Source organism: Sporomusaceae bacterium, assembly GCA_031460455.1.
Lineage (GTDB): Bacteria > Bacillota > Negativicutes > Sporomusales > UBA7701 > Anaeroselena.
The window spans coordinates 189,215-211,752 of the sequence record JAVKTQ010000003.1 but is presented as its reverse complement, the minus strand read 5'-3'; the positions used below and the strand labels follow the sequence as shown (position 1 = coordinate 211,752).

The following is a 22,538-nucleotide window of genomic DNA, read 5'->3' as shown; positions in this document are numbered from 1 at the left end:
ATATTTTCGGTGCGTGACATTATATTCCTGCCAGGCGCCTCATAAGAAGCCTTTCCTTCCGCCGGCCTCCCGCCGCATCCCACATCCCGGTTTTTTTTCTAAAACGAGAGGATTTTTCTTCCACAGATATAATTAATCAAAATATATTGAATAGTGACTCTGTGGAATTGTTATTTCACATCGTGGAAAAGGAGGGATAACCCTACCATTAATTTTGCCATTTCCGTACTTATTTAAGAGGAGGACTTACCCATGAAAAAAATTTTTGCGTTGCTTTTGGTATGCTTGTTCGTCGTAGTCGTCGCCGGGTGTGGCGGCCAAGCCGAAAAGTTCCCGACTAAAGCGGTCACCCTCATAGTTCCCTGGGCGGCCGGCGGCGGCACTGACGCCATTGCCCGCGGCCTCGCCAAAAACACCGAAAAAGCGCTCGGCCAAACGATCACCGTCAATAACGTCACTGGTGGCGGCGGCGCTGTCGGCCACGGCGCCGGCCTTAACGCCAAGAACGACGGCTACACCGTGACAATGATAACCTTCGAGCTCCTGTCCCTGCCCCCGCAAAAACTTGTTCCCTTCACTTATAAAGATTACGACCTCCTTATGCGGCTCAACACCGACCCCGCCGCTCTGACGGTAAAAGCCGACTCCCCTTTCAAGACAGTTAAAGACTTCGTAGACTACGCCAAAGCTAACCCCGGCAAAGTCAACGTGGGCAACTCCGGTCCCGCCTCCGTGTGGCACATCGCCGCCGGCCTTCTGGAAGAAAAAGCCGGCATCAAGCTCAACCACGTTCCCTTCAATGGCGCGGCTCCGGCCGTAACCGACCTCGTCGGCGGCCACATCCAGGCCGTAACCGTCAGTCCCGCCGAAGTGCAGAGCCAGGTTAAAGCCGGCAAGCTCAAGATGCTGGCCGTCATGAGCGACAAGCGCGACCCCAACTTCCCCGACGTGCCCACATTCAAAGAAGCCGGCTTCGATATCACCTTCGCCACCTGGCGCGGCCTGGCCGTTCCCAAGAATACCCCCGACAACGTGAAAAAGGCATTGGCCGACGCCTTCAAGAAGGGCTTCGACACGCCTGAGTTCCAGGATTTCGCCAAGAAGGCCGGCCTGGGACTCGCGTATGCGCCCGCAGCCGAGTTCAAGACCTTCCTTGACCAGACATCCGCCAACACCGAAGCCGTCATGAAAAAACTCAACCTGACGAAATAACCGCTGGCACGGGGCAAATGCCGGGCAACCGGCATTTGCCCTCCTGTATTGACCGCAGCATTGTTGCCCACCGGCAGAAAGGATGTAGTCTCTTGAAAATTCCCGACATAATTGCCGGCATAATCGGTCTGCTCATTTCCGTATATGTAATTATTACCGCTCACTCCTTCCCCGAAGACAAGGTGCTTCTCCTCGGCCCGAGCTTCTTTCCTACCGTCCTGGCCGCCGGCCTGGGTATCTTCAGCCTGCTGCTCCTTACCGCGGCCCTCAGGGGCAAATCGCGCCCCTCCACCGACCCCTTCAGCATCAAAGACCCCGGCGTTCACCGGGCCGGCATATCGCTGCTGGCCGTAATCGTCTACTGCCTGGTGCTGGGAGTGCTCGGCTTCATCCTCACCAGCACGGTCTATCTCTTTGGCCTCATGTATCTTCTTAAGCGGCGGGACTATCTCAAGATGGCCGCCGTTTCCCTCGGCATCACTCTTCTCATTTACGGCATCTTCAACAGACTGCTGGACATCTCACTGCCCGCAGGGTTTCTGGGCTAAGACACGATAAAGGTGGTTTACCATGGAACTAGAGTTACTGCTCAAGGGCTTTTCGATCGTCCTTCAGCCCAGCTGCTTCGGCCTTATCCTCCTCGGCACGGTGTCCGGCGTACTGATCGGGTCACTGCCAGGGCTTACGGCCACCATGGGCGTGGCGCTGCTCATACCCTTCACCTTCGGCCTGCCCGTCCACCAGGGCGTGGGCATGCTTCTCGGCATCTTCTGCGGCGCCATATACGGCGGCTCGATTTCCGCCATTCTGATAAGGACCCCCGGCACCCCCGCCGCCGCGGCCACCGTTCTTGACGGCTACCCCCTCAACCAGAAAGGCGAGGCCGGACGGGCCCTGTCCATGTCCATCTTCGCCTCTTTCGTCGGCGGTTTTTCCGGCGCACTGATCATGACCTTTGCTTCGCCGCAGATCTCCAAGGTCGCCCTAGAGTTCAGCGCTCCGGAATACTTCGGCCTGGCCATCTTTGGCCTCAGCATCATCATCTCCATCTCCGGCAACTCGATCGTCAAGGGCATCATTTCCGGCTTCTTCGGTATGCTCATTTCCACCATCGGCCTCGATCCGATGGCCGGCTACCCCCGCTTCACCTTCGGCTATATGGATCTCTTCGAAGGCCCGGCCTTCATCCCCACCCTCATCGGCCTGTTTGCCCTCTCGGAAGTCTTCAAGGGCGTAGAGGTGCTCTATAAGCAAGAAGCGGTCAAGATGGTCAAACAACAGCTCTTCCCATCACTGGCCGACATCAGGCGGGTCTGGGTGACCATCCTCAAATCGACTTTAATCGGCACCTTTATCGGCTCAGTGCCGGGAGCAGGCAGCGATATCTCCGCCTTCGTCGCCTACGGCGAAGCCAAGCGTTCCTCCAAGAACCCCGAGAACTTCGGCAAAGGCGAGATCAACGGCGTGGCCGCGGCCGAGGCGGCCAACAACGCCTGCACCGGCGGAGCCATGATCCCCATGCTTTCCCTAGGCGTTCCCGGCGACGCCGTCACCGCCGTCCTCCTGGGCGCACTTGTTATCCAGGGCCTCCAGCCGGGTCCGCTCCTCTTCAAGGATCATATCGACATTGTCTACAGCATCTTCGCCGGTATGATGATGGCCAACTTCTTCATGTTCCTCGTCGGCATCTTCGGCATCCGCTTCTTTGTCAAAATAATCTCGGTCGAGCGCAGCTTCCTCATCCCGATCATCTTCCTGCTCTCGATCGTCGGCGCCTACTCCATGCGCAACAGCCTGTTCGATGTCGGCCTGGCCGTCGTGTTCGGCATCATCGGCTACTTTATGCAGCGCTACGACTTCCCGGCCTCGCCCATCCTCCTCTCCCTCATCCTCGGTCCTTTGGCCGAAAGCAGCCTGCGGCGGGCCCTGATCGTCTCCCAGGGCGACTTTACCATCCTCTTTACCCGCCCGATCAGCATCACGCTCATCATCCTCGCCGTCGCCTCCCTGATCGCCTCGGCGTTAATGCAGATGCGGCTGGAGAAAAAGATGCTGGCGGAGCAAGCCCCACAGCCCAAGTCCGACTGATCTCGGGCCTTTTCCGGAAAACAGACAAAAAAAGCCTGACCCCTTTTCCAAGGGAACAGGCTTTTTTAATTTTTTTGCCATTTCGGGTCTTTCATACACTCCGGGCCAACCTCACCGCCGCGACCATCGCGGCTGCCTTGGTCCGCACCGCTTCCCAATCGCCGCTGATCACCGCCGCCTGGTCCACCAGCTGGCTGCCGGCTCCGAGAGCGGACGCGCCTGCTCTGATGAAGTCGCCGGCGTTGCCGGCGTTAACACCGCCGACGGCCATCGTCCTGATGTGCGGCAACGGTCCTCTAAGTTCGCGGAAGTAATTGGCCCCCAGCGTCCCGGCCGGAAAAACCTTCACCATTTCCGCCCCCAGACTATAAGCGCGCACGGCTTCAGTAGGCGTCATCGTTCCCACCACCGCCGGGACACCCAGAGCGATCGCCGCCGCCAGCGTATCCTCCGCCAGATGCGGCGCCAGAAGAAATTCCGCTCCGGCCGCCACCGCTATGCGGGCGGCCTCGCTGTCCATAACCGTGCCGGCGCCGATAGGAATAACTCCACCCAGTTCGGCGCGCAACGCTTTTATCCCATCCAGCGCGCCGTCGCTGTTCATCGTAACCTCAATCGCTCCCACGCCGGCCGCCAGCAGCGCCTTGCCCAGCGGCACCATCCTCGCCGACTCGACTCCACGCAGAATCGCCACAACTCCATTGGCCGCAATCTGTTCTAAGACATCGTGCATAGCATCACACCTCTTTTGTGCCGGCATAATCGAGTAGCTATTTTACTATACCGCGTTCCCTGGCGACCGTCATCGCCCCGAACCCGGCTATATCCTCGAGCGCTTCGTCGTCGACCGCCTGCAACTGACCCCGGAAAAAATTATCCTGCCGCAGTACGGCATGAAACGCCGTGCGCATTTCCCGTTTGCCGGCTATAAAGACAGGCATCTCTGGCTGGACAGCGAACGTCCTGCTGAAGCGCAGCGCCGTCAGATCGGTCTGAATCATCGCCCCCAGAAGAAAATTCGCTTTTTCTTCGACGACACAAGCGGTGAACTGATCGAGAATCCTTACTGTGAAACAGGCCCGGCTGAGACCCACCTGACGCGCGCATTCGGCGCCTTTCAGCACCATCTGTTCGTCGACGCTGCTTGCGAAAGAGTTCTGCAGCGCGTTCGCAAGGATGGTGTTGTGCGTGATAACGCTGAGCAGTTCGCCCGCCAAAGTCGTCAGGCAGCCGGCTATGCGCTGCCGGTCGTCCATGACGATAAACTTGGTATGCGAACCAGGCAGGATGAAAACCGCCGGTTCGCGCAGGCCAAGCCTGCGGATGAGGCCGAAGGCCTCGACCTCCTCGCCCCGCATGATATCCATTTTCTCGCAGTTGTCGATGTCGACCGTCCCGATACTGTTCTTGACGCCGGGGATAAACCAGATCGGCTTGTCGGCAACGTCGGGAATGACGGCATCCACCATCCCGGCCGCCAGATCATCGATGCCGACCGGCGCAGGCAAATGCGGCACCTCGTGCAGGCCGACGTTGGAAGTAATCATTCCCGAAGCCACGATCGCACCGGCATCGGCGACGGTAATGCCGGCTTCGGCGCACGCGGCGGCCAGCGCTTCCCGCACTCCCTGCTGCAGTCTTGTCCTGCTGCCCGTCACAGCCGTATCCCGTACCCCGACCGCCGCGAATGCCCCGGCCACAACCCGGTCGTCGCGCCAAACCTTTACCCGCGTATTCGTCGTCCCTGTGTCAACGGTAAGATAAAACACCTCATCATCACCCTCGGAAGTAATAGCGCCCGGACAGATTCAACTGACAGAAACGGCGACCACATTTTTTTCATTATAGTTCCCAGCGGGAAAAACTGTCAATCCGCCTGACCTCAGGGTCGGCGGCGCAAAATCTGCGGCCGTATGACGATAGCCGCCTCCTCCACCGGGCAGCCGTTCTCGCATGCCCCGCACCCGACGCACAGTTCCGGGGACACGCTTGGCCGGTGGAGCGCATCGGAGGTGATAGCGTGCCGCGGGCACTGTTCCTTGCACAACAGGCAAAGCTTGCCCTCTGTCCAACCGAGGCAACGGGTGCGGTCGACCTCCGCCAGGCCGATGACCGTCTTCTCGAGCGGTAGATGGCCGATCGCTCCCGTCGGACAGACCTTCTGGCAGTCCTGGGTCAACTCGCAGCGCGCCTCGCGGGGGATGATAACCGGGGTAAGGAATACAGCCGCGCCTTTATTCAGCGGCGCCGCCTTCAGACACTTGCTCGGGCATGCCTTGATACAACGCCCGCAACGGCTGCAGCGGGCCAGGAATTCGGCTTCCGCAAGCGCCCCCGGCGGCCGGAGCGGCGGAGAGCCGTCGGCCGCGGCCAGGCCGGGCGCCGCAGCAGCCGCCACCGTGAGCGCCACCCCGGCGCGGATAATCTCCCGCCTTGTGAACAGGCCGCCCGCGCGGGCCGGCAACGATCCGCCGTCCGCCCGCATCCCCAGTGAGATACCCTCGCTGACAGGACACCGCTCGGCGCACCTGCCGCACAGCAGGCAATCGGCTCCAGCCGAACCCGGGCCGGGAACGAAAGCGCCTGTCGGGCACGCCTGTGCACAAACCCCGCACTTGACGCAACCGGGCGGCTGTTTAACCGCCCATACCCGCCAGCGGGCGCCGAGCGACATGAGCAAGCCGGACGGACACAGGTAAACGCACCAGAAGCGGGGGAAAGTGACCAAACCAAGGACGACCAAGGCGACAGCCACCCAGGGAACCTGCCCCAGCCACAGTCTTGACAATTCGGACGTGAGCAGGTGGAAGGGGCTAAGATATATCGTCCAGCCACTGCCGAGCACTAGCAGCGCCAACAGCATCAACAGCCAGTAATAACGCCAGGGATGCAGGCGGCGCGTCCAGGCCGAAGAGCCGAAACCATGGCCCTTTAAGCTTTGCAGAAGAGCCAGCAAGCCTCCGAGGGGACACAACCAGCCACAAAACACCCTGCCGGCCGCAAAGGTGAACAGCACCGTGATCAGCGGCAGCCACCCCCACGACGGGAACGACCCCTCCCAGCGCAGATGTCCCAAGAGCAGAAGCGGATCAAGCCGCGACAACCACAGCAGCAGCCCGGTATCCGGCGGCAGCGGGTACTCATGCCTGGCGACCAGCGCCACAACCACCGCCAGCATCGCAGCCGGCAGCAAAGTCCGCCAATAACGCAACCCGGTGAGCTTCATCAAATGCACCTTCCACAGCGATATCTTGCCGGGCTCCAGCCGGCACCGTATCTAATTGCGCTTCTTACCCGGCCACGATCGGGATTACGATCGTGAATGTCGTCCCCTGTCCAGGTTCGCTGGTCACACGGATTTCCCCGCCGTGTTTCTTGATAATGTCATAGGTAACGCTTAACCCTAGGCCCGTTCCTTTACCCACCTCCTTGGTGGTGAAAAACGGCTCGAATATCCTGTTAAGCAATTGGGGAGGAATGCCGCAGCCCGTATCAGAAATACTGACGTAAATATTGCCGCCCTCTGCCCATGTTTTGACCTTGATTTCCCCCCACTTGTCGATCGCCTGGGTCGCGTTCACGAATACATTCATAAACACCTGGTTCAATTGGCCGATGTTGCATTTGGTCAGTGGCAGTTCGCCGTAGTCTTTGTCCAGCGACGCTTTGTACTTCATCTCATTCCACACGATATTGATCGCGCTCTCGACGCCCTCGTTGATATTCGCCGGCCTGCTTTCGCTCTCCACTCGCGCGAAGCCCTTCAGGTCCTGAACGATATCCTTGACCCGGCCCGCTCCTTCCAACGTCTCGTGTATAAGGCTCTCAACGTCGTGGATCACATAGTCCACTTTGAGCGCCTGTCTGGCGTGCTCCAGCTTGCCAACGGCAGCCAGGGCGTCTTTCCGATCGCCCTTCCCGGCGTGGAGGTTAGCCACTTCAGCCACCGTCTCCTCCTGAATCGTTATAAAGCGGGTCAGGCGTCCCAGATAATCGTGCAGCGACTCCAGATTGCTGATGATGAAGGACATCGGATTATTTATCTCATGAGCCACCCCGGCGGCAAGTTGGCCGATCGAGGCCATCTTGTCCTGCTGATAGGCCTGCAACTGGATGGTATTCAATTCGGCGTAAGCCTCGGCAAGTTCATCGTTCCTGTGTTTCAGCTCACCTTCGGTCCGGCGGCGCATCGCCACCTCGTCCCACAGCTCACGGTTGGTGCTCTGGAGTTCCTCGTTCATGGCCAAGTGTTCTTCGTTCATAGCCTTTAGTTCCTCGTTCAGGGCTGACAATTCCTGCGTCCGTTCCTCAACCCTCGCCTCAAGTAAGCCACGGGCCACCCGCATATCCTCCTCAAAAGCCTTCTGGCGAGCAACAAACCTTAGCAACATCAGGACACAGACGATTATCACCAAACAGATCAGCCCAGCCACCGGGTAATAGTTGGCGACACTGTCGCTGGCCCGCTGCATGATCTCCTGCTGGTCGACCCCCACCACCACCGCCAGCGGATAGGCCAGCAGCGCGCGGAAACTGTGGATGCGCGTTACCCCTTCATCCTTTCGCGTCGCTACGTACTGCCCGGCATCGCTGACTGTCAGTTTAGCCATCAATTCCGTACCGGTCATGTCCTGGCCGGCCACCGTGGATGCGCCGGCCTGGCGCGCCCGCACGATGCCGTCGCGGCCCACCAAGACGACCGCCGAGTTTTTCCCCAGATCGACCTGCCTATAGAAATCGCTGAAATAGTAAGGATCGACCGCGACCACCGCCACGCCGCCGAAAGAGCCGTCCGGCTTGTTTATGCGGCGTGTCATCTGTATCGCCCACTTGCCTGCCAACCGGCCCAAAACCGGCTTGCCGACATACAGCCGCTCGCTGTCGTAATCGATGTGTACCTGAAAATACTCGCGGTCGCTGAAATTGGCGGACGCGAACGGCACCTGGCTGCTGACAACAAGCTCGCCGTTCTCGTCTATCACGCCCATAATTATGAACGGATCGCCGGGCAGCCTGCCCTCGCGGACATAGGCGGGAATATCTATCGCCCGGCCTTCACGTTCGTAAAGATATTTCAGGGAGAGGGTCGTCTGATCGGCGCTCCTCAGTGTCCGCAGGGTATGTTCCTCGAAAGCGCGGGCCAAGTTGGCCGTCTCCTTCACGGCAGACTGAAATTCTTTCTGTTTCTCGCCTTCAATGGCATGATAAAAAGTCAGCAGAACCGCAAAAATTAGGAAGATGCCAAAAAACACTATCCCGAAGCTGAGATTGCGCAACGACGGCGAATCGCCGCCGAAAGCCTCGCCGATGCTTACTTTTCGCAAATTTTTGCCCCCCCCTCTGACCGCAAACCATGCTTTATCCGCCCGGTAGATCGAGCCGGGAATTGCCTTGATCCTAGGCTTTGTCCGCCTTCCAGGTAACGCTGATCCGGCTCACTCCGCCTTCCTCGCCCTCGGGCACAACGCGGACATCGTAGAGCCGTCCCATTTTATTCAAAAGGGCGCAGGAAATCTTCAGCCGGTTGATTGCCGCCGCGTCGAGCGCGAGCGGCAGCAGATCGACAGCGAAACCGATTACAACCTTTTGTTCATCCCGGCAAGCAACCGTCACTGCACAGTCGATTTTATTATCGCCGGGCAGATTGTGAGCCAGGATACGGAAAATCATCAGCAAGAATTTGTGATTTCCCTGCGCCTTGAATTCTTCGTCCCCGTCGCGGACGACCTCAAAGCGGCCGTTGCAGCTCTTGACAATATCATTGATCAACTGGCCGGAGTCTTTTGACTCTACCTCCGTAGGTAACTGACTGATATACGTCAGATAAACCGCCTCTATCTCATCGACGAACTGGTCCAGGCCTGCCGACCTTGCCCCGGAATCGTTATTGCCCGAAGAGAGATACCGCCGCCAGGTGGAAAATATCCAACCGCTGATTTCCTTGAGGCGTCTGAACTCTTCCCTTTCCTCGGCCAGCCGCTGCTCCATCTGATTGAGGATTTTCTGGTAGGCGAGGTTACGCTTGGCAAGATTGATCTGCAGGGAATCCCGTTCCACCTGGAGATTGAAGTACTCGACCGCCTGCCTCACCGCCGGCAGAAGCGCCTGATCGCTCGCCCATGGCTTGGCGATAAATTTAAAAATTTCTCCCTGGTTTATTGTTACAAGCATCTGCGACAACTGCGTATACCCCGACAGCACCACCCTGACCGTCCGGGGATATTTCTCCTTCGCTGCCTTCAACAGCGTCAGCCCGTCCATTTCCGGCATCCGCATATCGGTCACCAGGACGCTTATCTCCTGCTCTTCCATTATTTTAAGGGCTTCGCGGGCATTGCCGGTGAAAAAGGACTGGTAAGGCTCCTCCATCACCGCCCGCCTGATCGCGCTGATCACGTTTATCTCGTCATCGACGAACAAAACCTTGTTCTTGTGCATGCCAAGCCCCCGCGCTTTCGTTTCACGTTTCCGTTGATAATCCCTTCAGAAGCGGTCTCAAATCTTCTTCGCAGATGCCCAGCACCGCGAAAGCGCCCGGCTCCAACCCCTGGGCAAATTCCGGGCTGACAACCTTCCACGCGTAATAACCGGCGATGTGAACCACTGCCACCAGTTCCTTGTTCATGATCGCGTCCCGCAAAGGTTCGTGGTGATAGAGCGCAGTCTCGACGATCGGATACGGCAGGCCCCACCAGTTGAGCAAATAGCCCCCGAATTCCTGGTGACTGATCCCGATGATCTCCTTTTCGAGCTTGACGAAATTCTTTTCCTGCCCCTGCATATACTCCCGCACAATGCGCTCGTACTGATCGGGGAAGTAATGCAGGCACATCAGCAGGCCAATATCGTTGAGCAGCGCCCCGGTCTGAAAAGCTTCAGGCACCTGCTTACCGAGCAACTTTGAATAAATCAGTGTCATCAGCCTATTTGCCACACTCGCTTTGCGGGTCAGTTTTTTTACGCTTAGTTGCGGTATCTTGACGTTGGCGAACTTGAACAGACTGCACGACAACACGATCGTCTTGATTACCGTAAGCCCCAGGAAGGTGATTGCCCTGGAAATAGAACCCGTCCTCACGTTGTGAAAAGCGCTGTTCGCCACCCGGAGCACTGCGGCGGCCACAGCCGGATCGCTTTCGATCACCGCGGCAATCTGACTTATGTCCGCTCCCTGCTCCGTCAGCCTGCCCACCGCGTCGTAAATGCCTGGAGCAACCGACAGATTCTCCAACCTGTTAGCAAAATCAAGCAACAACTTGTTGTTAAACAATTCTCGGGCCGCGAATATCTGGGCGATCTTTTCCTTCAGATCCTGGCCTTCCCAAGGTTTAAGCATATACATATTGCTCGAACCGTCGACGATACTGTTGAGAATCGCGCTCTCCTCGGCGTACCCGCTGAGAATAAGGCGCGTCGTCCGCGGATAATGGGCCTTTACCTTGCGGAGAAACTGGTGCCCATCCATCCCCGGCATGCGGATATCCGAAACAACTATGTCAACAGGTGTGGCTGCCAGAATGGCCAGCCCGGCCTCGCCGCTTTCGGCGGTCAATACTTCGTAGCCACTATCGAACAATAGCCTGTCTATCGCCCTCAGGATCGCCTTTTCGTCATCGATAAATAGAATCCGGTTGCCCACATCAGGCGCCTCCCATAAAATATTGCCTTCGGCATCATCAGTCAGAGTGCCTGATGGGAAGTTTTATCGTAAACAGCGCTCCCTCACCGGCCTTGCTGGCCACGGATATCTGTCCGCCGTGCTTGTTAACCACGATATCATAAGAGATGCTCAGCCCCAGGCCGGTGCCCTCTCCCACAGGCTTAGTGGTAAAAAACGGGTTGAAAATATCCTGGATAATCTCCTCCGGGATACCTACACCGTTATCTTCAATCGAACAGCAGACATAATCGCCGTCACGGAAACTGCGGATTATCATCACGCCCTCTTCGCCGGTATCCTTGACGGCAATGGCCTGCGTCGCGTTGAGAATCAGATTCAGCAACACCTGGTTTATCAGCCCCCCAAGCGCTTCGATATGAGGAATGTCGCCAAGATTCTGCTCCGCCCGGGCCACATACTTGATCTCGTTGCGGGCAACAGTCAACGTATTTCTTATCCCGGCGTTCAGGTCGTACTCTGCATACTCATCTTTCTGGTCTACCCTGGAAAACATCCGCAGCGCTTTCACGATTTCTCCCACCCGGTTAATGCCGTCACGGGTCTCGTCGAAAAGCGGGTTCAGGTCGCCAACGACATGGTCGAGCCTTATTCGGTCTGCCAGAACGTCGATACGCTCCGCCGCCTCCCGAAGCGGCCTGTCGTCAGTTTCGGCCATCCGCCGGTGCAGTTCGCCATAGGCGCCGATCATCTCCACAAGCCTGGCCAGATATTTCTGCAGTACTTCGAAATTACTCAGCACGAATCCCAGCGGGTTGTTGATCTCGTGCGCTATCCCCGCCGCCAACTGGCCGATACCGGCCAGCTTCTCCTGCTGGACCATCTGCAGTTGGGCGGCCTGCAGCCTGCTCAGCGTCTCCGCCAAGTCGGCATTCTTCGCCGTCAGCTCCGCCTCAAGCGCCCGGCTCGTCTCCAGCTCCGCCTGCAGCCTGCTGTACAGCGACGCGTTGTGGAGCGCCAGCGACGCCAGATTGGCAAAGCCTTCCGTAAGCCGGACTTCGTCGTCGCCGAATTTTATTCCTTTCTCCAAGCCTATGAAGCCTATGATGCCGGTAACCTGCGTCCCGTTCTTAAGCGGCACGCCCAAAATAGTCTCGATTACGCCCAGTCGCGAATCATCGAGGCGCAGCGGCCACTCCCGATAGCAATCGATTACCGCCGATCTGCCGGTGGCGAAAATCTGAGCGCTCATGCCCGCCCCGGCCGGAAACCGCTGCCCGATGTATTTCGCGCATACGCCGGCGCCGGCCGTCACCGTAACCGTCCTGCCGTCGGCATCGAACAGGAGAATAAACGCGTTCTCCGTCCCCGCCAGCTTCGCCGAACGGGTAACTATCTGCGCAAGCAGGTCGTCGGTATCGAGCCGGTTGATAAGCGACAGCGCCGTTTCGTGGAGCATCGACAGATACTCGTTCCGCCGCTTCATCTCCTCGCGGGTCCTAACTGTATCGCTTATGTCCCTCACGATGCTGATAACTATTTCCCTCTCGCCGAGCCTGGTACCCGAAGCGTTGATCTGGACGGGAAAAACGTTGCCGTCCCGACGCCGGTGAAGCGCCTCGAACAGCACCCCACCCTGCCGCGCCGCCGCTATCTGGGCGTCGACAACCCCCTTCTCGCTGGGAGCCCGCAAATCAAAGATGGTCAGCCGCCTGAACTCCTCGCGCGAGTAACCGTAAGCCTGACAAGCCGCAAGATTGACCTCGATGATCCTGCCGTCGGTCGGATCGATCATCCAGATAAAATCGCGGGAATACCTGAGCAGCATCTCATAGCGCTGTAAAATATCGTCGAGCGTGCTGCGCTGAGAGGCGTCGCTCACAATCCCCATCACGCCGGCGCTCTCGCCTTCACGGCTGTAGATCACCGTCTTGAGCACATCCGCCACGACCGTTTTGCCGTCAATACGCTTGAAGGGAACCTGGAAACGGCCGCTTCCTTGCCGCTCGAGCAGTTCCTCGTCCAGTTCGTGATAACCCTGGGCGAACTGGCGCGGATTTAAATCGAAGGTTGTTTTGCCCACGATCGCGTCCCGGGGCAGGTTAACGAACAGCGCGTATGTCTTGTTGCAGTGCAGGAAAACGCCGTTAGCGTCCTTGATATATGCAGCGTTTGGAATTATGTCAATCAACTCAAAGTAATACTGGGGCACAGCGGGGGAATACTCCTCATTCCGCGCTGTTCTGTCATCATTCATCGTCTTCGCCCCTTCACCCGGTAGGCACCGCAGAAATCGCAGACCGCAAACTCTGTCTCGGCCGAGGACGGACACTATTAAGCTGATGATATAGGGAAAAATTTCGACATCTGTCTCCACTGTCCTGTCTGGCCGGTCCCTTTTTCTTGCCCAACAGCCATTATTGCTCCTGCGGTATCTTCATTCCCTGGATATAATATCAGCGTAAGGGGGAAAGCTGCATGACCCGATACGTTCTTTTCTTCGCCGAAGTAAATCGCTCCAGCTTGCCCAGCGTAGGGGGCAAAGGGGCCAACCTCGCCGAACTGTGGCACATACCCGGGATCGCGGTACCGGAGGGGTTCTGCGTAACCACGGACGCATATGCCGCCTTCGTCGACACCAGCACGGAATTCGGCGAACTTATAAAAACCCTGGGCACGATCGATGCCGAATCGCTGGCGGAACTCAGGCCGGCCGGCGAGCGGATCCGCACCCACCTGGAAGCCCTCGCCATCCCCGCCCCGATTGAGCAGGCTATCGTGCATGCCTGGCATAAAACCGGTTCAGGCCATCACTACGCCATCCGCTCCAGCGCTACTGCCGAAGACTTGCCCGGAGCCTCCTTCGCCGGTCAACAGGATACCTTCCTCAACATCGTCGGCGAGACGAACCTTCTCGAATGCGTTCGCAAATGCTGGGCATCCCTGTTCACCGACCGGGCCATCGCTTACCGCCGGCGGAACGGCTTTGACCACGCCAAGGTGCAGTTGGCCGTCGTCGTGCAACGGATGGTTTTCCCCGAAGTATCAGGTATAATGTTCACCGCCGATCCCGTCACCGGAAACCGCGCCGTCGTCTCCATCGACGCGAGCTTCGGCCTGGGGGAAGCGCTGGTATCCGGCATAGTGTCCGCCGATCTGTATAAAGTGAGAGACGACAAAATTATCGCCAAAAAAATCGCCCGCAAGGAAGTCTCCATCCGTGCCGTCCCCGGAGGTGGTACGGAAAAAACGCCCATCGCCGGCGACCGACAGACTGAGCCAGCCCTCTCGAACGAAGACGCAGTCAGATTGGCCCGCATGGGGCGCAATATCGAAGAACACTTCGGCAGGCCGCAGGATATCGAATGGTGTCTCGCCGACGGCGAAATACGCATTGTTCAGAGCAGACCGATTACAACCCTCTTCCCCGTCCCCCCCACCGACGACGGCAACCTGCATCTCTTCCTGTCGATCGGTCATCCCCAGATGATGACCGCTGCCATGAAACCTCTGGGAATCTCCACCCTGCGAACCTTGGTACCGTTCCGCAAACCATTGCCTCATGCCGAAAGCGAACTGCTTCTTGAAGCAGGCAGCCGGCTATACCTAGACATCACTCCTGTGCTCGCTTATCGGGAAGTAAGGAAGAGGCTGCCCGCCCTGCTGCTAAATGTCGATGAAGCGATCGGCCGGGCGGTAGAAGAATTCGTCGGTCGGGAAGATTTCCTCCTAAACGCCCCGCCGGAAAAAAAGCTGCCCGTCAGCCTCGCCCGAACCGCTTTCCCGACCGTTTTCGCCATCCTGGAAAATATCCTGTACCGCGACAACGATCACGTAATAGCCGATCTCAACCGGTTTATCGCCGACCGGATCAACGAAAACAGAACCAAGTTGCAAACCGTGACCGGCCCGGAGCGAATCGCCCTGATCCAGGAAATATTATCTTCCCTCCTGCCGTCGGTCTTCACCCGTCTTGCCCCTTACATGGTGCCGGCCCTCGCCACCTACAAGCTCATCGGGCACCTCTCCCGCAAATGGCTGGGCGACACCGCCGAGCTAGGAAGCATCAGCAAATCTCCTCCCGGCAACGTGACCAGCGAAATGGGGCTGGCGCTCGGCGACGTGGCCGACGCGGCGCGCGACCATCCGGCGGCTGTCGAATACTTGGGGCAGGCGAACGACGAGACCTTTCTCGACGGATTGCGGGCAGTTCCAGGTGGTGAGCATGTCCTGCCCGCTCTCGTTAACTTCTTCGCCCGCTACGGGATGCGCTGCACCGGCGAGATCGACCTCACCCGGCCGCGTTGGCGCGAATCTCCTACCCAACTGGTGCCTGCCCTTCTCAGCCATGTCGACGGCCTATCGCCTGGTCAACATCGCCGGGATTTTATCGCCGGCAAAGAGGAGGCCGAGGCCGCCGCCGCTCGCCTGCTCGGCCGCCTCAGACAGACCCCCGGGGGGCTGTTCAAGGCGAAGCGCATGCAGCGACTCATCCAGGTTCACCGCGCGCTTATCGGGATAAGGGAGCATCCCAAATACTTTCTCGTCCAGCACCTCGACATCGCGAAACAGGCGCTCATGCTGGAAGCCGCCAGTCTGGCCGCCGACGGGGTACTGGAAGCCCCGGAGGACATTTTCTGGCTGTCGCTACCGGAAATCGCCCGCACCGTCGAAACCCGGCGGGTGGATAAGGCGCTCCTCGCCGAACGCCGGGAGCAATACGATCGCGATACAAAACTGACACCGCCCCGCGCCATGACCAGCGAAGGCGAAATTATCGCCGCCAAGCCTCGCGCCGACGCCCCGCCGGGTGCGCTGGCGGGCAGCGCAGTATCCGCAGGTGTCGTAGAAGGTCGGGCCAGAGTTATTCTCAGGCTCGAAGACGCGCAAATGACCAAAGGCGATATCCTGGTAGCCCCATATACCGACCCCGGCTGGACCCCGCTATTCCCGCTCGCAGCCGGTCTTGTCACCGAAGTAGGCGGCCTGATGACCCACGGAGCCGTCGTCGCCCGCGAATACGGCATCCCCGCGGTAGTCGGCATCGACGGGGCTACCGTCAAAATCAAGGACGGACAGCAGATCAGGGTCGACGGCACCCGTGGCTTCGTAGAAATACTGCACTAACGAAGAGGCTGCCGACAGCGGAGAAAAAGAAAAACCGCGCAAACGCGGTTTTTCTTTTTCCATCGGACTTTGCCTGAAGCCACTCGCGACCTCCGGCAAAGCCGACAATTATAGGGACCGGCCAATACAATTTCAGAGGTGATGGAGGCGGCCACCCTGAAGGATAGCCATCCTCATGAGCAAAGCCAGACATGCAATAATTGCTGCAGCCATTGCGCTAATTAGCATACTGAGTGTTATCTGCCTCATCTTCATCTCTTCTCCCGGCTATTAGACCACTACAGCGACTAATGCTTCAGCCCGCCAGCGCCGGTCCCGACATCACCTGCTCGATATCGAGCAGGATGATGGTTCGATCATGGAACTTGTAAGCCTTCCTGATGTTCTGATTATCTGTATCGGACGTCTCCATGCTGGCAAAATTATCCGGCACGGTCTGGATGACTTCCGTAACCGTATCCACCGTCAGGCCGACTTCTTTGTTCCCGGTCTCCACAATAACGATCTGCTTGTTCATATCTTCGACCGCCGACAACCCCATCTTGGCGGCAAAATCAATCACCGGCACGATTTTGCCCCTGACGTTGATAACCCCCTCAAAATAGGCGGGGGTCCCAGGCAGCCTGGTCACCGGCAGATAATTGATAATCTCCCGAACCTTATCGATCAAAATGGCGTACTCTTCACGGCAGAGCCGGAATACCACCAGTTGCATACTCATCGAATCTGCCCCCTTCGCTACTGCACCAGCCGTGAAACCCTTCTGCCGCCGCGGGCGCGTCGCAGCCCCTCATTGAGGAAACAATAATCATTAATCATCTTCTCCAGTTTTTCCAGCTTATCGACGTTTTCGGGCGCGGAAAGATTCGCCATATTCAAAGACCCTTTTACCTTTTCGCGCTCGCGCTCGATGGCTTTCAACATCTTCGTCAGCTTCGACCTTCTTGCCGACAGAACCGTTATCAAACTGCCGAACGGCGTGCTCAAACCCTGCATCAGCTCGGAAAGCTCCTCGCTGCCGATGGTATTGGTAAACAAGCCCTCCCTGATTGCCTCACGAACCCTGACGATATCGCCCATCTCCTGGGTGGTCAGACCCTCGCGAATCATTTTCATCCGGACACCTCCTGTGAAATCCCGTGCCAATAAATACATTCCCTCTTTCTACAGTGTAGAATAGTCGTATGTCAAGGAACTTCAGCAATTAGATGTATATCCGGCATTTATTTCCAAGGCGGGACAAACCGTTATTTCCGACAACAAACAGCCTTTTTAAAAAAATAATGGCAAATCTGTCGAAAGTTGGAGGAAACTTACATAATGTCGTCTAATTACTAGTTAATGTCATTTTGGTTGTCGAGGGTGAACAAATGAACGGTGAAGAAAATGCCCCCCGCATACTGATAGTCGATGACGACGAGAACTACCTATCCTCGGTTCGACGCGTGCTCCACGGCCAATGCGAAATACTGACGACCAAGGATCCCCTTCAGGCGCTGAAAATTGTCGAACACCAAGGGCCTTTCGCCGTGATTATCTCCGATTACCGCATGCCGGTCATGAACGGCATCGAACTTTTTTCGCGTATCCTCACAATCGACAAACGGGTTCAGCGCATCCTGCTGACCGGCTATCCCGAACTCCAGATGGCTATCGACGCCGTCAACCACGGCAAAATAACCGCCTTCCTGACCAAACCCACCCCATCGGTTTCCTTGCGCTCGGTTGTCCTGGAAGCGGCTCAGACCTATCGGGAAAGTCAGTATGCCAACGGGCAGGGACAGGAAAACCCGGAAACGCCGGACAAGGAGCCGGCGGGCGGACAAAGCGACGCCAAACTGTTCGCCCCCCTGACCGTAAAGGAAAAAGAGGTCCTCACATTGGTGGCCAAAGGTTTCTCAAACGCCGAGATCTCCATAAACATGACCATCACCGTCGGCACGGTTAAAACCCACATCAACAACCTGTTCTGGAAAATGGACGTAAACAGCCGCACGAAGATGATCGCCAAAGCGATCGACCTCGGCCTGATAAAGACTTGAACGATAAAGGCACCTGCTTGGCAGGTGCCTTTATCGTTGCATGTATTAAGCCGTCTGTCGACATATCAGGGCGGGCCGCTAGCTTATAATGTCGCGATACCCTACCGTCGCCGGAGCCAGTAGGCTGACGTTGGCGAAAATATCGTCGAGGTGTCGCTCAACCAGCAGCCTGTCCACGCCCGGAGGCACGTATACCACGAACAGCGCCCGGGTGGTGGCGGCCGTTATCCTTGTGCGGTTATCAGGCCCGCACAACACGCTGGAGACGATACCGGCCCTGTCCCTCATCAGCATATCGCCTGCTTTGGTATCCTGCTCCCTGCCGCCGATACCGGTGAAGCGTTCCCCGTCAGCGGCCACATCCAGTATCAGCGGCGCTGCGACCGACTCCCGGTCGTGGCCGGCTGTCAGCAGACCATTCTTGACCTCGGCCATGAACATAGCCTCGACAAGCGCCGCCGTGCGCGGAAATGGTTTGCCCTTCACCGCAACTGACTCCATCTGCAGCAGGACCGGATAAGTCTTGCCAAACCGCTTGTAATACTCCCGGTAAGCGGCCACAGCCTCGCAGGCCAACAGGTCCTCGCGCGTCCGATACTGCGTCCGCAGCTGCTCTTCGAGCTCGCCTTTTCCCGCTTCCAACCGTTCGTCGAATCCGGGGTTGACGACGCCATCCACCGCCAGCAAACCGACACACGCCCCTGGATAGGCCTTCCGCCACTCTGTCGTAACTTGAAGCATATCCTCACACTCCGTTCCCTTCGCTAGATCGCCTTCACGGGTCCGCCGGCCAGTTTACGGCCGAGTTCCGTCGCCGCCTGCAGAGCGTCCTCCCGCTCCATCACCTGGCCCTTACGCGCCATCCCGCCTACGACCACCGTCCCGGCTAATTCCATTTCCAGATAGCGGAGCGAGCGGGCGAAAAAATCCACTACCGGCGCGGCTGTAGCCGGATCGTCCTCCTCATACGGCACGACGACTACCGCTCGCTTGCCGCTCACGCCTCCGCGGTTACGATCGCAGTTATAATAGACGAACCGGTCCACGACCCCTTTCATCAGCGCCGTAGGACCGTACCAGTACACGGGTGTGCCCAGCACAAAGGCATCGGCGGCGTTAATCGCCCGATATAATTCGTTCATATCGTCGCGTTTGGAGCACTCGTATCCCTGCCAGCAGGCATGGCAGCCGTCGCACTCCTTCACCGTCAGGCTGCCGAGATAAACCGTTTCCGCGCTGGCGCCGGCCGACCGGGCTCCGTCCAGAACGCGGGCGACCAGGAGGTCGGTGTTCCCGCCGCGTCGCGGGCTACCCACAATACCCAAAATCCTTTTCATGACAAAGCTTCCCCTTTACCGATTATCGCCTCTTATAATAAAATAACACCAGTAATTGGATATGTGTAGTGCCAATCTTTTCTTAAATTAATAGTGCCAATTTTGCGAGGTGACGGCGATGTACACCCTGGCGCTCGACCGTATGGCCAAACTGCCCCTCATCAGGCAGCTCTACAACGAAATTCGGCAAAGGATCCTCGACGGCCGGCTGCCGGAATACGAAAACCTGCCCGCAACCAGAAAACTCGCCGCCCATTACCGCATCTCCCGTAACGTCGTCATGGAAGCCTACGACCTGCTCCGCACCGAAGGATTCGTCGCCAGCCGGCAGGGCGGCTACACCTTCGTCGCTCCGGGCGCCCGCCTCACCAGCCTGCCACCGTCGCAGTCCCCCGCTCTGCCCAGCCTCCTGCCTACCGTCGGCGTTATCGATTTCCGCCACGGCCTGCCAGCCCTCGACCTCTTCCCCCGCGCCGCCTGGCAAAAAACCGTCGCCCGGACGATGGCGTCCGTTCCCGACCACACGCTGGGCTACGGCGACGCGGCCGGCTGCCCGGAACTGCGCACGGCGCTGGCCGCCTACCTTGCCAAAACCAGAGGCGTCAGCTGCTCGCCAGACCAAGTTGTCGTCACCGCAGGGGCCACCCCTGCCCTCGCCCTGATAGCCCGGCTGCTGCTGACCGCCAACCGGAAAGTGATCATCGGCGACCCTGTCAACCAGGATGTTTTCAGATACCTTGGCACCCTCGGCTGCGAGCTGGCACCCGTCCCCCTCGACGCCCACGGCCTGCAGACTGAGCTTCTCTCCGGCCATGCCGCCAACCCGCCCGCCTTTACCCTCGTCACGCCGTCGCACCAGTTCCCAGTCGGCGGCCTACTGCCTGTCCAGCGCCGCATCCAGCTAATAAACTTCGCCCGATCGACCGGCTCCTATATCGTCGAGGACGACTACGAGAACGAGTACGCCTACGAAGGGAACCCTGTCAGCTCCCTGCAGGGGCTCGCCCCCGAGAAGGTTGCCTATGTCGGCACCTTCAGCAAGACACTCGCCCCCTTCCTGCGGCTGGGCTACATCGTACTGCCCCCTGGGCTGCTCGCCGCCTTCCATGAGGAGGCCTGGTTCGCCACCCATCAACCCTCCGCCGTCTGTCAGCTCGCCCTGGCCGCCTTCATCGGCACCGGCCAGCTCAGACGCCATATCGCCAAGATGGTTAAAGCCTACCAGGCTAGACGAGCAGTCGTCGTCCGCGAACTCGGCCGCCGCTTCGGCGACACCTGCCGGATACTGAGCGGACCCGCAGGGCTGCACCTCACCGTCGCCTTCGACGGCGTAAACTTCTCACCCGCCGTTCTCGACCACCTCGAGCGCCACGGTGTACGCGTTTACGCCGTCCGTCAGCATGTCGTCGCCCGAGACGGCGACGCCTTCGCCGATCAGCTCATCCTCGGATACGGCAGCCTGAGCGCCGAGGAAATCGCCGTAGGTATCGACAGGCTCAGCCAAGCCATCGCCGCTCTCCCCTGAGTCCTGGAGCCTCAAAAACGGCAGACCGCCGAAGCGGTCTGCCGTCATATATTATGTCATTGTCTCCTGTGGCAGCCTATCCGCTCGCGCTCTTCGTCTTAACCCGGCGCGCCAGCGAAAAAAGCGGCGGCAGAACGATCAGCAGCGCGACAAGCCCGAGGAGGGTGGCCGAAATCGGCCGGGTGAGAAAGACGGAAAACTTGCCGTTGGAAATCAGCAACGCCTGGCTGAGCGATTTTTCCAGGATGCCGCCGAGCACAAACGCCAGCAGCAGCGGGCCAAGCTCGAAATCGAGCTTGCGCAGGATATAGCCCATAATGCCGAATACCAGCATCATCACGACGTCGGTGACGTTATTCTTGATACTGTAGACCCCCACGGAGCAGATCAGCACAACCGTCGGCGCCAGAATTGCATACGGTATCTTCAGCATCTGAACCCACAGGCCGACCATCGGCAGATTGAGCACCAGCAGAATTACATTGCCGATATACATCGAGGCAATAACGCCCCAGAAAACGTCGGGATGATCCTGAATCAGGAACGGCCCCGGCTGGACGCCCTGGATGAGCAGGGCGGCATAAATCATCGCAATCGCCGGGTTGCCCGGTATGCCGAGGGTCAGCATCGGTATAAAGGAGGCGCTGGCCGCCGCGTTGTTCGCCGACTCCGGCCCCGCCACCCCTTCTATAGCTCCCTGGCCAAACTTCTCCGGTTCGCTCGAAGCCTTCTTCTCCACCGCGTACGCCACCAGTGACGCGATAACCGCACCGCCGCCCGGCAGCAACCCTACGAAAAATCCCACCAGCGAACCGCGCAGCACGGACCATTTCGAACGGGCCCAATCGGCTAACGTCGGCCAGATGTTGGTGATCTTCGTCGTCACCAGCTCGTTCTTGATCTTTTCCTCGAGGTTGATGAGAATCTCGCCGATGCCGAACACGCCCATCGCCAGTGTGAGGAAATCCAGCCCGTCCATCAGGATCATCGTGCCAAAGGTGTAGCGCTCCTTACCGCTGATTGGGTCGAGACCCACGGTCGCAAGCAGCAGGCCAAAGACGACCATCAGCACCCCTTTGATGATTGAACGGCCGGATAAATAAGCCGCCAGCATCAGCCCGAGGACGGTGAGGGAAAAATACTCGGCAGGTCCGAAGTTCAAAGCGAACCGCGCCAATGGCGGGGCGATAAACGACAGACCGAGAATACCGACCGTACCGGCGACGAACGAGCCGACGGCCGCCATGCCGAGAGCCGCACCGGCCCGCCCCTTCTTTGCCATCTGGTAGCCATCGATGCACGTGACCACCGACGCCGCCTCACCGGGCATGTTCAAGAGGATCGAGGTCGTCGAGCCTCCATACATCGCACCGTAGTAAATACCCGCCATCATGATGATCGAAGTGAGCGGCGATCCCAGTGCATAACTGAGCGGCAGCAGCAGCGAAATCGTGGCTGCCGGCCCCAGGCCGGGCAGCACGCCCACGGCTGTGCCCAGCACCGCACCCAGGAAACCGAACATCAGATTCGCCGGCGTCACCGCGAGAGCGAAGCCTTGCATTAGAGACTGTATCTCGTTCATCGTCCGC

18 protein-coding genes are annotated in these 22,538 nt (G+C 58.4%); 6 read left to right on the top strand and 12 right to left on the bottom strand.

Annotation, left to right across the window (positions count from 1 at the left end):
- The first annotated feature begins 252 nt into the window (after positions 1 to 252).
- From RIN56_07720 to RIN56_07710, 3 genes are all read left to right on the top strand, one after another.
- Complete coding sequence (locus RIN56_07720; protein MDR7866697.1) at positions 253 to 1,212, top strand: tripartite tricarboxylate transporter substrate binding protein; 960 nt, start codon at positions 253 to 255, stop codon at positions 1,210 to 1,212.
- A 92-nt stretch (positions 1,213 to 1,304) separates the two neighbouring features.
- Positions 1,305 to 1,760, top strand: coding sequence for a tripartite tricarboxylate transporter TctB family protein (locus tag RIN56_07715; GenBank protein MDR7866696.1), 456 nt, complete (start codon positions 1,305 to 1,307; stop codon positions 1,758 to 1,760).
- A 22-nt stretch (positions 1,761 to 1,782) separates the two neighbouring features.
- On the top strand, positions 1,783 to 3,300 hold the full coding sequence (locus RIN56_07710) for a tripartite tricarboxylate transporter permease (protein ID MDR7866695.1): 1,518 nt from the start codon (positions 1,783 to 1,785) through the stop codon (positions 3,298 to 3,300).
- Between the two features lie 91 nt (positions 3,301 to 3,391).
- On the opposite strand, the gene RIN56_07705 is transcribed toward RIN56_07710, so the two are convergent.
- The 7 genes from RIN56_07705 to RIN56_07675 form a co-directional block, all read right to left on the bottom strand.
- The gene (locus RIN56_07705; protein ID MDR7866694.1) at positions 3,392 to 4,033 is read right to left on the bottom strand and encodes a bifunctional 4-hydroxy-2-oxoglutarate aldolase/2-dehydro-3-deoxy-phosphogluconate aldolase; all 642 of its coding nucleotides are present in this window, start codon (positions 4,031 to 4,033) and stop codon (positions 3,392 to 3,394) included.
- Between the two features lie 37 nt (positions 4,034 to 4,070).
- Positions 4,071 to 5,069, bottom strand: a complete 999-nt coding sequence (locus tag RIN56_07700) for a 2-dehydro-3-deoxygalactonokinase (GenBank protein MDR7866693.1) — start codon at positions 5,067 to 5,069, stop codon at positions 4,071 to 4,073.
- Positions 5,070 to 5,182: 113 nt separating this feature from the next.
- Positions 5,183 to 6,526, bottom strand: a complete 1,344-nt coding sequence (locus RIN56_07695; protein ID MDR7866692.1) for a 4Fe-4S binding protein — start codon at positions 6,524 to 6,526, stop codon at positions 5,183 to 5,185.
- 64 nt (positions 6,527 to 6,590) lie between these two features.
- Positions 6,591 to 8,624, bottom strand: coding sequence for an ATP-binding protein (locus RIN56_07690; protein ID MDR7866691.1), 2,034 nt, complete (start codon positions 8,622 to 8,624; stop codon positions 6,591 to 6,593).
- A 73-nt stretch (positions 8,625 to 8,697) separates the two neighbouring features.
- The gene (locus RIN56_07685) at positions 8,698 to 9,738 is read right to left on the bottom strand and encodes a response regulator (protein ID MDR7866690.1); all 1,041 of its coding nucleotides are present in this window, start codon (positions 9,736 to 9,738) and stop codon (positions 8,698 to 8,700) included.
- A 22-nt stretch (positions 9,739 to 9,760) separates the two neighbouring features.
- On the bottom strand, positions 9,761 to 10,939 hold the full coding sequence (locus RIN56_07680; GenBank protein ID MDR7866689.1) for an HDOD domain-containing protein: 1,179 nt from the start codon (positions 10,937 to 10,939) through the stop codon (positions 9,761 to 9,763).
- Between the two features lie 37 nt (positions 10,940 to 10,976).
- Positions 10,977 to 13,175, bottom strand: coding sequence for a PAS domain S-box protein (locus RIN56_07675; protein MDR7866688.1), 2,199 nt, complete (start codon positions 13,173 to 13,175; stop codon positions 10,977 to 10,979).
- A 221-nt stretch (positions 13,176 to 13,396) separates the two neighbouring features.
- Between RIN56_07675 and rph the strand changes: the two genes are divergently transcribed.
- A complete protein-coding gene (rph, locus tag RIN56_07670) occupies positions 13,397 to 16,045 on the top strand; it encodes a rifamycin-inactivating phosphotransferase (GenBank protein MDR7866687.1) in 2,649 nt (882 codons plus the stop codon).
- 295 nt (positions 16,046 to 16,340) lie between these two features.
- On the opposite strand, the gene RIN56_07665 is transcribed toward rph, so the two are convergent.
- Entirely contained in the window at positions 16,341 to 16,766 is a 426-nt protein-coding gene (locus RIN56_07665; protein MDR7866686.1) for a chemotaxis protein CheW, read from the bottom strand.
- Positions 16,767 to 16,783: 17 nt separating this feature from the next.
- Positions 16,784 to 17,161: a hypothetical protein gene (locus tag RIN56_07660; GenBank protein MDR7866685.1), complete on the bottom strand. Its 378-nt coding sequence runs from the start codon at positions 17,159 to 17,161 to the stop codon at positions 16,784 to 16,786.
- 254 nt (positions 17,162 to 17,415) lie between these two features.
- Here RIN56_07660 and RIN56_07655 point away from each other — a divergent pair, with 254 nt between their 5' ends.
- Positions 17,416 to 18,087: a DNA-binding response regulator gene (locus RIN56_07655; GenBank protein ID MDR7866684.1), complete on the top strand. Its 672-nt coding sequence runs from the start codon at positions 17,416 to 17,418 to the stop codon at positions 18,085 to 18,087.
- Between the two features lie 78 nt (positions 18,088 to 18,165).
- Here RIN56_07655 and RIN56_07650 read toward each other — a convergent pair whose 3' ends face one another.
- Together RIN56_07650 and RIN56_07645 are read right to left on the bottom strand one after the other, a co-directional pair.
- Complete coding sequence (locus RIN56_07650; GenBank protein ID MDR7866683.1) at positions 18,166 to 18,828, bottom strand: hypothetical protein; 663 nt, start codon at positions 18,826 to 18,828, stop codon at positions 18,166 to 18,168.
- Positions 18,829 to 18,851: 23 nt separating this feature from the next.
- A complete protein-coding gene (locus RIN56_07645) occupies positions 18,852 to 19,424 on the bottom strand; it encodes a flavodoxin family protein (protein ID MDR7866682.1) in 573 nt (190 codons plus the stop codon).
- A gap of 118 nt (positions 19,425 to 19,542) precedes the next feature.
- Here RIN56_07645 and RIN56_07640 point away from each other — a divergent pair, with 118 nt between their 5' ends.
- A complete protein-coding gene (locus tag RIN56_07640) occupies positions 19,543 to 20,949 on the top strand; it encodes a PLP-dependent aminotransferase family protein (protein ID MDR7866681.1) in 1,407 nt (468 codons plus the stop codon).
- Between the two features lie 76 nt (positions 20,950 to 21,025).
- On the opposite strand, the gene RIN56_07635 is transcribed toward RIN56_07640, so the two are convergent.
- Positions 21,026 to 22,531, bottom strand: a complete 1,506-nt coding sequence (locus RIN56_07635; protein MDR7866680.1) for a tripartite tricarboxylate transporter permease — start codon at positions 22,529 to 22,531, stop codon at positions 21,026 to 21,028.
- Positions 22,532 to 22,538 lie beyond the last annotated feature (7 nt).

Bases quoted from the DNA above. Each gene is read 5' to 3' on its own strand.
- RIN56_07640 (MDR7866681.1), top strand. From the start codon at position 19,543: ATGTACACCCTGGCGCTCGACCGTATGGCCAAACTGCCCCTCATCAGG.
- RIN56_07710 (MDR7866695.1), top strand. From the start codon at position 1,783: ATGGAACTAGAGTTACTGCTCAAGGGCTTTTCGATCGTCCTTCAGCCC.
- RIN56_07675 (MDR7866688.1), bottom strand. From the start codon at position 13,175: ATGAATGATGACAGAACAGCGCGGAATGAGGAGTATTCCCCCGCTGTG.
- RIN56_07695 (MDR7866692.1), bottom strand. From the start codon at position 6,526: ATGAAGCTCACCGGGTTGCGTTATTGGCGGACTTTGCTGCCGGCTGCG.
- RIN56_07650 (MDR7866683.1), bottom strand. From the start codon at position 18,828: ATGCTTCAAGTTACGACAGAGTGGCGGAAGGCCTATCCAGGGGCGTGT.
- RIN56_07705 (MDR7866694.1), bottom strand. From the start codon at position 4,033: ATGCACGATGTCTTAGAACAGATTGCGGCCAATGGAGTTGTGGCGATT.
- RIN56_07645 (MDR7866682.1), bottom strand. From the start codon at position 19,424: ATGAAAAGGATTTTGGGTATTGTGGGTAGCCCGCGACGCGGCGGGAAC.
- RIN56_07665 (MDR7866686.1), bottom strand. From the start codon at position 16,766: ATGAGTATGCAACTGGTGGTATTCCGGCTCTGCCGTGAAGAGTACGCC.
- RIN56_07655 (MDR7866684.1), top strand. From the start codon at position 17,416: ATGAACGGTGAAGAAAATGCCCCCCGCATACTGATAGTCGATGACGAC.
- RIN56_07635 (MDR7866680.1), bottom strand. From the start codon at position 22,531: ATGAACGAGATACAGTCTCTAATGCAAGGCTTCGCTCTCGCGGTGACG.
- rph (MDR7866687.1), top strand. From the start codon at position 13,397: ATGACCCGATACGTTCTTTTCTTCGCCGAAGTAAATCGCTCCAGCTTG.
- RIN56_07685 (MDR7866690.1), bottom strand. From the start codon at position 9,738: ATGCACAAGAACAAGGTTTTGTTCGTCGATGACGAGATAAACGTGATC.
- RIN56_07660 (MDR7866685.1), bottom strand. From the start codon at position 17,161: ATGAAAATGATTCGCGAGGGTCTGACCACCCAGGAGATGGGCGATATC.
- RIN56_07720 (MDR7866697.1), top strand. From the start codon at position 253: ATGAAAAAAATTTTTGCGTTGCTTTTGGTATGCTTGTTCGTCGTAGTC.